Raw genomic sequence first — 229 nt, forward strand, 5'->3', positions numbered from 1 at the left:
AGACTTGCCCCACTAATCGGGGATTAAGACAGCGGGCAAGCACGTCATCAATCAGGGCTTTTACGTCGGAAGACTTGCCCCACTAATCGGGGATTAAGACATCAACAATACCACCAATGTTCACATCAGCGATCGTCGGAAGACTTGCCCCACTAATCGGGGATTAAGACAGTTATCCCTTGCGATTCGCACAATTCAGTTTTGTCGGAAGACTTGCCCCACTAATCGG

The sequence above is a fragment of the Neisseria sp. HMSC03D10 genome (genome assembly GCF_001807625.1).
Lineage (GTDB): Bacteria > Pseudomonadota > Gammaproteobacteria > Burkholderiales > Neisseriaceae > Neisseria > Neisseria mucosa.